The following is an 8,348-nucleotide window of genomic DNA, read 5'->3' as shown; positions in this document are numbered from 1 at the left end:
TGAAAAGAGCCCCATCCTGCGAAGCAGGGTGGGGTTTTTTCATTTTGGAACCACGATACCTGACTCTACACTACTTCTGGATCCATTTTTATTCCATTGCTATATCTAACCCATTGCGATGCAAAAGCATACCGCCCCAAGAAGTGTGTCTAGTAGGAGCTTTAATAAGCGCCTCTCTTTCGTTAAATTTATTTTGTTCCGATCAAAAAACAAACGAAATAAACAAAAGAGAGACTATGGATACTTTAAAGCTAAATTCTAAACAAATACAAGTCGCGATTGATCAACTCACGGTTCAACCTGATGGCTTAAATAAGCTAATGGAGATGGCGCTTAATAGTCTGATGAAAGCAGAACGCTCTACCTATCTTGAAGCGGCTCAGTCTGGTAATAAAGCCAATGGCTATCGTAATGTAAGCGGTTTTGGCATTGGTGATTCATTGGCTTTGCAAGTACCAAGAGATCGTTTAGGTCTATTTAAGCCAATGTTACTCAATATTATGAAGGATCAAAGTGATACGTTAAATGAGCTCTGTTTTGATCTTTATGCCAAAGGGTTAACTACTCGTGACATAGAATCGATTACCCATCGTATCTATGGTCAGCAGCTCTCTAAAAGCCAGGTATCTCGTATTACGACGAGTTTGTGCGATGCGATGGCTTCTTTTCGAGAGCGAACGTTAGCGGACTACTATCCTATTGTTTATTTAGATGCCACTTTCGTAAAAACAAAACGAGAGCGAGTATCCAGCGAAGCGTATTATATTGTTTTAGCGGTTTTGCCAGACATGACGCGAGAAGTTATTGGTATCTATAATGCACCAACAGAGTCGGCAGGATGCTGGAATGATATATGTTTGGACTTAAAAAAGCGGGGCTTACAGCAAGTTGACCTCTTTGTGGCTGACAATTTAACCGAGCTAGACAGTGCCATAGAGCGTCATTTTGATAGCGCGATCCAAAAATGTGTTCTGCACTTAAAACGTTCTATTCTAAGAAAAACTAAGAAGCAACACCGATCAGAACTGGTTGAAGACTTAGCGACTATTTTCCAACTAGACAACAGGGAAGATACAAGAGAGAGTTTATATCTCAGGGCACAGCACACTTCTGAAAAGTGGTATAAACGCTACCCAGACCTCATTAAGCTCAGTGATCCAGAGTTTATGAGTTATTATGCCACCTATCTAGAATTTGAGTACGAGATTCGAAATATGATCTACACAACAAACTGGATTGAGCGACTGAATAAAGCGTTCAAACGAACCTTAAAAATCCGGAATTCGATGCCCAGTGTAGAATCAGTGTTAACGTTATTAAGTAAAGTGGCTATTGATATCAACAGCTCAACTTATCAATATCCGGTGAGTCGACTATCGAAAAGCCACCTGTTTAATTAACGGATAAGAAAAGTGAATTTATCGGAAGAAGACACACTTTATGGGACGGTACCTGCAAAAGGTTACGCAAAGACTAATTGTTATATAATACTCGTTCAAGCTTAAACGCGGGTTGATGAGTGCGAGCAAAGGTTCTTAATCATTTGCTCGCTCATTTGCGATAAATCTGTTTTATCAAGATATATTCCATCTATAAAAAGCCTCGCGAGACCATGTAGGCTTGCCCAAGTTGTTTGTCCTATTCTTAATGGTGTGTTGTTAGTTGCTAGAATATGCTGACCTTGTAGCTTGCTAACCCAGTCAATCCAGCATTTGAAGGTTTGTTTTGATGCTTCTTTAAGTGATTCACTCGGATAACCTGCTTTCCATATTGCTCTACCGTACATGAGGTCATATATCTCGCTGTGTTCTAGGGCATAGCTTAGGTATAAGTGTACATATTGTTTGAAGCCATCTTGCGCTGAAAGGTTTTGCTTTATTAGGCTAGTAAGCATTTTTTGTTGATCATGAAAGCCTTTTTCGGCTAGTACGCAAAGTAAGGCGTTTTTGTCTTTGAAGTGATGGTATGGTGCTGTTCTAGATACTCCTACCTTGTCGGCTAGTTTGCGCATGCTGAGATTTTCAACCCCTTCTTCTCTGATGATTTGAGAGGCTGAATCAAGTAGTGATTTGGTTAAATTACCATGATGGTAATGTTGTTTTGATGATTTCATGAGGGGATTAAATACTTTTATCTTGACAGTGTCAAAATTGAATTCTATCTTGACGCTGTCCATATCGTAATGGACGACTATATTTAACAATAATAATCACGGTGAGTCGTTTTATGAGCCATTCAAAGTACCCTCATTTATTTGAACCATTGGATCTTGGTTTTACTCAACTTAAGAACCGTATACTCATGGGGTCAATGCATCTTGGGTTAGAGGAGATGAAAGGTGGCTTTGAACGAATGGCTGCTTTTTATGCGGAACGGGCGAAAGGCGGTGTGGCACTGATTGTGACTGGAGGAATTGCTCCTAATCAAGAGGGGGCTGTTCATGCTGGTGCCGCAGTTATGGAGTCAGTGCAAGATGCTCATCATCATAGTGTTATTACCAATGCAGTACATGCGGCTGGCGGAAAGATCTGTATGCAGATATTGCATACAGGGCGTTATGCCTACAATGCTAAAGCGGTTGCCCCTTCTGCGATACAGGCGCCGATCAATTCTATCAAACCGATTGCATTAACCTCTGAAGATATTGAAAAGCAAATCTCAGATTTTGTGAATGCTGCTACCTTAGCTAAAGAAGCAGGGTACGATGGCGTTGAGGTGATGGGTTCAGAAGGTTATCTACTTAATCAGTTTATTGCTGCAAGAACCAATCATAGAGAGGATGAATGGGGGGGAGAGTATCCTAATAGAGTAAGACTGCCTATTGAGATAGTTAGGCGTATTAGGGAGGCTGTTGGTCATGATTTTATCATTATTTATCGTCTTTCTATGTTGGATCTGGTTGAGGGTGGCAGTGATTTAGGTGAAATAGTTTCTCTCGGTTTAGAGATCGAAAAAGCCGGAGCAAGCATTATTAATACAGGTATTGGTTGGCATGAAGCTCGAGTTCCTACCATTGCTACGAAAGTTCCGAGAGCGGCTTTTACTTGGGTTACAGCCATTTTAAGAAAGTCTTTGTCTGTACCCTTGATTACTTCTAATCGGATTAATATGCCGGAAGTTGCAGAGCAGGTACTTGCTCGCGGCGATGCAGATATGGTGTCTATGGCACGCCCATTTCTTGCTGACCCTGAATTTGTAGTAAAAGCTGAGCAAGAAAGATCGGATGAAATCAATACATGCATAGGCTGTAATCAGGCTTGTTTGGATCATATTTTTGTAGGAAAGCTTACTTCTTGTTTAGTAAACCCAAGAGCCTGCCATGAAACTGAGCTAGTTATTATTCCAGCAGAGGAGCCGAAACGAATTGCTGTGGTAGGAGCGGGTCCTGCTGGGCTGGCTTTTGCCACGACAGCAGCAAAAAGAGGCCATCAGGTGACCTTGTATGATGCGGCTAATGAAGTGGGTGGGCAATTTAATATTGCTAAGCGAATTCCCGGTAAAGGCGAATTTTATGAAACTATTCGGTATTTTAATCGGCAGGTTGAACTCACAGGTGTTGAGCTCGTATTAAATACTAAGGTTAATGCTAAAATGCTGAAAAAAATGGCTTTTGATGAAGTGGTATTAGCCACAGGAATTTTACCTCGAATTCCTCAGATTGAGGGTGTTAATCACCCTAAAGTATTAAGCTACTTAGATGTTATGAATGGTGCAAAAGTAGGCCGTCGTGTTGCTGTTATTGGCGCTGGAGGAATAGGCTTTGATATCAGTGAATACTTGATTCATGAAACCACTCAAAAACCGCAAACTATTGAGGCGTTCATGACTCAATGGGGGGTTGATATGACCTTAGGAGCTCGTGGTGGTGTCGAGGGTATGAAGCCGAACTTTGACCGATCCATTCGTGAAGTGTATTTGCTACAACGCAAAGAAAGTAAGGTTGGGGCAAATTTAGGGAAAACCACGGGGTGGATTCATCGTACTGAACTGTTGAAGAAAGGAGTTACTTTTTTATCGGGGTGTGATTATCAAAGAATAGATGATCAGGGGCTGCATTTAATGGTAAATGGTAAGGCAGAATGTTTAGAGGTGGATAATATTATTATCTGTGCTGGGCAAGAGTCTAATCGAACTCTTGAAGCAGAAATCGGTCAAGCTGTTCATCTGATTGGCGGAGCTGATGTGGCATCTGAGTTAGATGCCAAGCGGGCGATAAAGCAAGGGACTATTTTAGCGGCGAGTATTTGAAATTGGTTTAATATTTGAGTGAAGAGTCTTGCTGATATCAGATGTCATGGTGAGGCTTTTTCGTTTGGCTCGCCTGTTTTTAGAAGCTTTAACAAATTTTCTCTGTCCATACTTCCTTTTAATGCTAAGTCTAGCTGGTATTGGTATTTATTGTTCCAGTCTGTTGTTCTTGGATTTAGGTTAGACAGGTCATCTATAGCAGATTTCATCACTCTCAAGTAGGCCTGAATATTAAGTTCTTGGTCTAATAAAATGTTTTTGAGGGCTGTGGCACTGCTGTGCCTTAAATAAAGTTTAAGTACATCGCCTTCATCCTTGATCGCTTTTATTTTCTGGTCCTGTTCTAGGACTGTTTTTTCTATATCTGCTAATAAGGTTTTTGTTTCCGTGCTTTGTTTAACTAGGTCTTGGTCTGGTTGAGAGCTTAAAACGAAAAAATAGGTGATGCCAGATGAAAGGAATACGCTGATCATACAGCATAAAACAAAGGCGATAGGAAGCTTCCAAGCTTTTTTACTGGGAGCTGTTTCTTGAGCGTCTTCTTTTTTAGGTTCTTTGTTTGCTGGCATATTCGCTCCAGAACAAGCGCTTAATGAACAAAATCCTATCTATAGGTAATTTTGCCTATTTAGCAAGAAAGGGCAAGTGTTTAACTTTGAAAGATAGAGCTAAGCTCTCGTTCTTTTATTGTTCTTTCGGTTTGCCTCCAAGCGCTCTTTTTTCTAAGTCTGCTGTTTTAAATAGGCTAATTAGGTCGAATTGAGAGAAAGCTTGGAAGGCAATGAGTGTTTCTGTGTGGGTGATTCTGGTGTCATTGGCAATATCTATGTGAATCAGGTCAGCCAGGTCTTCATTACACGTGACACGACAAATGACCACAAGATCAACCTTCCCTCCTACTGAAAATACTTCTGATACACCTTCTAGAGATGCTAAAGATTGTGCGACGTGGTTTGTTTTTGTTCTTTCTACATTGAGTAATATGATGCCGGTGACCATTTGTGATTCCTTTTACTTAGTGGTTTAGGCGTTTTTTATAATCAACATTAAGTTATAGGTGGAATTTATAAAAAATGCTCGTTTTTCTTACTTATTAGGTGGTGATTATTTGGGGAATAAATGAGGTGCTAGGCGTTATTCGCTTGTTCAAAGGTTTAGTTTTGTGGCGACTACACGTAAAATATGCGCGAATTCATAGGATTGGCTAATAACCTACTAAAATAGTCGGGTAAATACTTGATCAAAACAGTAGGTTTTGTGTACTATCTGCTATCAAATAATTGTCTTAATTGGATAGCTTATGCGCCTGACAACAAAAGGTCGTTATGCGGTCACCGCCATGCTGGATTTGGCATTGCATTCAGATCACGGCCCTGTGTCGTTATCGGACATTTCAACGCGGCAGGAAATTTCTTTATCTTATCTTGAGCAGTTGTTCTCCAAGCTTCGAAAACAGGCATTGGTGACCAGTGTTCGCGGTCCTGGTGGTGGCTATCGCCTTAGTCGCTCGCACAATGAAATATTTGTTGCGCAAATAGTGGATGCGGTAAATGAGTCGGTTGATGCGACGGGGTGTAAAGGGCGAAGTGATTGCCAAAGTGGCAGCACCTGTTTGACCCATCATCTTTGGTGTGACCTTAGTGATCAAATACATGACTTTCTAAGCCAGATTAGTTTAGAGCAATTGGTCATGCGTAATGATGTACGACAAGTGGCTGAGCGTCAGAATTTTGAAGTTCAGTTGGGCTGTTCAGAGAAAGATAAGATCAGCGCGGCGATGGTTGATTAAAGAAGCAATGAAATTAGTAAGACTCAGTGCATCGATGCGCGGTGTACCTGTTCCAATAATGAGTGAGTTTTTATATGACTGAGCAGATAGATAAGGCGCTGGCACGGGAATACGAAGCCGGTTTTGTGTCTGATGTAGAATCAGAAACCTTTTTGCCTGGCTTGGATGAGGATGTCATCCGACGTATTTCTGCAATGAAAGATGAGCCTGAATGGATGCTCGAATGGCGTCTTAATGCATTTCGTATTTGGTCTGAGATGGAAGAACCTACTTGGGCTCATGTACATTATCCAGAAATTGATTTCCAATCTATTTCCTATTATTCAGCGCCTAAGAGTATGAAAGACAAGCCAAAGTCTTTGGATGAGGTCGATCCTGAATTACTCCGTACTTATGAAAAACTAGGGATTCCACTGATTGAGCAGCAAATGTTGGCAGGTATTGCGGTTGATGCTGTGTTTGACTCTGTTTCTGTGGTGACGACATTCCGCGAAAAGCTTTCAGAAGCCGGCGTTATTTTTTGCCCTATTTCAGAGGCTATTCAGAGGTACCCCGATTTGGTGAAAAAATATTTGGGTAGTGTGGTTCCAACAAAAGATAATTATTATGCGGCGCTAAATTGTGCGGTTTTTACTGATGGGTCTTTTGTTTTCATTCCTAAAAACACTCGTTGCCCAATGGAGCTGTCTACTTATTTCCGTATTAATGAGCAAAATACTGGTCAGTTTGAACGCACCTTGATTATTGCGGAAGAAGGTAGTCATGTGAGCTATTTAGAAGGGTGTACCGCCCCTCAGCGTGATGAAAACCAACTTCATGCTGCGGTGGTTGAGCTAGTGGCCATGGATAATGCTGAAATTAAATATTCTACCGTACAGAACTGGTATCCGGGTGATGAGAATGGCAAAGGTGGTATTTATAACTTCGTGACTAAGCGTGGTATCTGTCATACCAATGCCAAAATTTCTTGGACTCAGGTAGAGACAGGCTCTTCTGTTACTTGGAAGTACCCAAGTTGTATTTTGAAAGGGGATAACAGCATCGGGGAGTTCTATTCCGTTGCATTAACTCGTGGTCGTCAACAGGCTGATACTGGTACCAAGATGATTCATTTGGGCAAGAATACTCGCTCAACAATTATCTCTAAAGGTATTTCTGCCGGTAAGAGTAATAATAGCTACCGTGGCCTTGTACGAATGAACCCCGGAGCCCAAGGGGCACGTAACTTTACCCAGTGTGACTCTCTGCTGATCGGCGATCAGTGTGGCGCACATACTTTTCCCTATGTTGAAAGCCGTAACCCATCCGCGATTGTGGAACATGAAGCGACCACTTCTAAGGTAAGTGATGAGCAGATGTTTCTATGTCAGCAGCGTGGATTGGATCCTGAAAAAGCCGTTTCTATGATAGTGAATGGCTTCTGTAAGGAAGTGTTTAAAGAATTACCGATGGAATTTGCCGTGGAAGCGGGCAAGTTACTAGAAATTAGCCTTGAAGGCTCTGTAGGTTAAGGAATTGAGTGAAATGTCGAACACCAAAAGTTTGTTGACGATTAAGAATTTGCACGCCAGCGTTGAAGAAAAAAATATTATTAAAGGTTTAAGTCTAGATATTAAACCGGGTGAAGTGCATGCCATCATGGGACCAAATGGTGCTGGTAAAAGTACCATGGGGTATGTTTTATCTGGCCGTGATGGTTACTCTGTGGAAAGCGGTAGCGTGACCTTAGATGGTGAAGATCTATTAGAAATGGAAACCGAAGAGCGTGCTCGTGCGGGTTTATTTCTTGCTTTCCAATACCCAGTAGAAATTCCAGGTGTTAGTAATCTTGAGTTTTTAAAAGCTTCTGTGGACGCGCAGCGTCTTGCCCGTGGAGAAGAAGCCATTACATCGGCGAACTTCCTTAAAGAAGCCAAGGCGGCTTGTAAACAAGTTAACTTGCCGATTGCCTTTTTAAAGCGTGGTGTCAATGAAGGCTTTTCCGGTGGTGAGAAAAAGCGTAACGAGTTGATGCAAATGTTACTGCTTAAACCAAAGCTTTGCATCCTTGATGAAACGGATTCAGGTCTAGATATCGATGCCATGCAGGTGGTTGCGGCGGGGGTAAATAGTCAACGTACTGAAGATCGTAGTTTTATCGTGGTGACTCATTACCAACGTCTTTTGGATTATATTAAACCCGATTTTGTACATGTGCTTTCTGATGGGAAAATTGTCAAAAGCGGTGATGCTTCTTTGGCGCAAGAATTGGAAGCACAGGGTTATGCTTGGTTGCAGAGTGAACCTACGGAAGATGAGCTTGAGGGGTAAT

8 protein-coding genes are annotated in these 8,348 nt (G+C 41.6%); 5 read left to right on the top strand and 3 right to left on the bottom strand.

Features of this window, described 5'->3' with window-relative positions:
• Positions 1-236 precede the first annotated feature (236 nt).
• The gene (locus tag I8J31_RS16100; protein WP_199469603.1) at positions 237-1,400 is read left to right on the top strand and encodes an IS256 family transposase; all 1,164 of its coding nucleotides are present in this window, start codon (positions 237-239) and stop codon (positions 1,398-1,400) included.
• 101 nt (positions 1,401-1,501) lie between these two features.
• Here I8J31_RS16100 and I8J31_RS16095 read toward each other — a convergent pair whose 3' ends face one another.
• Positions 1,502-2,113, bottom strand: coding sequence for a TetR/AcrR family transcriptional regulator (locus I8J31_RS16095; protein ID WP_199469602.1), 612 nt, complete (start codon positions 2,111-2,113; stop codon positions 1,502-1,504).
• Positions 2,114-2,226: 113 nt separating this feature from the next.
• Between I8J31_RS16095 and I8J31_RS16090 the strand changes: the two genes are divergently transcribed.
• On the top strand, positions 2,227-4,248 hold the full coding sequence (locus I8J31_RS16090) for an oxidoreductase (protein ID WP_199469601.1): 2,022 nt from the start codon (positions 2,227-2,229) through the stop codon (positions 4,246-4,248).
• Between the two features lie 44 nt (positions 4,249-4,292).
• Here the strand turns inward: I8J31_RS16090 and I8J31_RS16085 are convergent, their stop codons facing one another.
• Together I8J31_RS16085 and I8J31_RS16080 are read right to left on the bottom strand one after the other, a co-directional pair.
• Positions 4,293-4,817: a hypothetical protein gene (locus I8J31_RS16085; protein WP_199469600.1), complete on the bottom strand. Its 525-nt coding sequence runs from the start codon at positions 4,815-4,817 to the stop codon at positions 4,293-4,295.
• 115 nt (positions 4,818-4,932) lie between these two features.
• Positions 4,933-5,247: an Lrp/AsnC ligand binding domain-containing protein gene (locus I8J31_RS16080; protein WP_199469599.1), complete on the bottom strand. Its 315-nt coding sequence runs from the start codon at positions 5,245-5,247 to the stop codon at positions 4,933-4,935.
• A gap of 301 nt (positions 5,248-5,548) precedes the next feature.
• Between I8J31_RS16080 and iscR the strand changes: the two genes are divergently transcribed.
• The 3 genes from iscR to sufC all read left to right on the top strand — a co-directional run bounded on the left by iscR (position 5,549) and on the right by sufC (position 8,347).
• Positions 5,549-6,037, top strand: coding sequence for a Fe-S cluster assembly transcriptional regulator IscR (iscR, locus tag I8J31_RS16075; protein WP_199469598.1), 489 nt, complete (start codon positions 5,549-5,551; stop codon positions 6,035-6,037).
• Between the two features lie 74 nt (positions 6,038-6,111).
• Positions 6,112-7,548, top strand: coding sequence for a Fe-S cluster assembly protein SufB (gene sufB, locus I8J31_RS16070; RefSeq protein ID WP_199469597.1), 1,437 nt, complete (start codon positions 6,112-6,114; stop codon positions 7,546-7,548).
• A 13-nt stretch (positions 7,549-7,561) separates the two neighbouring features.
• Positions 7,562-8,347: a Fe-S cluster assembly ATPase SufC gene (gene sufC, locus I8J31_RS16065; RefSeq protein ID WP_199469596.1), complete on the top strand. Its 786-nt coding sequence runs from the start codon at positions 7,562-7,564 to the stop codon at positions 8,345-8,347.
• Position 8,348 lies beyond the last annotated feature (1 nt).

It is taken from the genome of Marinomonas transparens (assembly GCF_016463975.1).
Taxonomy (GTDB): Bacteria; Pseudomonadota; Gammaproteobacteria; order Pseudomonadales; family Marinomonadaceae; genus Marinomonas; species Marinomonas transparens.
The sequence above is the reverse complement of the archived record's forward strand: the minus strand, read 5'-3'. Positions and strand labels throughout refer to the sequence as shown.

Bases quoted from the DNA above. Each gene is read 5' to 3' on its own strand.
- I8J31_RS16100 (WP_199469603.1), top strand. From the start codon at position 237: ATGGATACTTTAAAGCTAAATTCTAAACAAATACAAGTCGCGATTGAT.
- I8J31_RS16095 (WP_199469602.1), bottom strand. From the start codon at position 2,113: ATGAAATCATCAAAACAACATTACCATCATGGTAATTTAACCAAATCA.
- I8J31_RS16090 (WP_199469601.1), top strand. From the start codon at position 2,227: ATGAGCCATTCAAAGTACCCTCATTTATTTGAACCATTGGATCTTGGT.
- I8J31_RS16085 (WP_199469600.1), bottom strand. From the start codon at position 4,817: ATGCCAGCAAACAAAGAACCTAAAAAAGAAGACGCTCAAGAAACAGCT.
- I8J31_RS16080 (WP_199469599.1), bottom strand. From the start codon at position 5,247: ATGGTCACCGGCATCATATTACTCAATGTAGAAAGAACAAAAACAAAC.
- iscR (WP_199469598.1), top strand. From the start codon at position 5,549: ATGCGCCTGACAACAAAAGGTCGTTATGCGGTCACCGCCATGCTGGAT.
- sufB (WP_199469597.1), top strand. From the start codon at position 6,112: ATGACTGAGCAGATAGATAAGGCGCTGGCACGGGAATACGAAGCCGGT.
- sufC (WP_199469596.1), top strand. From the start codon at position 7,562: ATGTCGAACACCAAAAGTTTGTTGACGATTAAGAATTTGCACGCCAGC.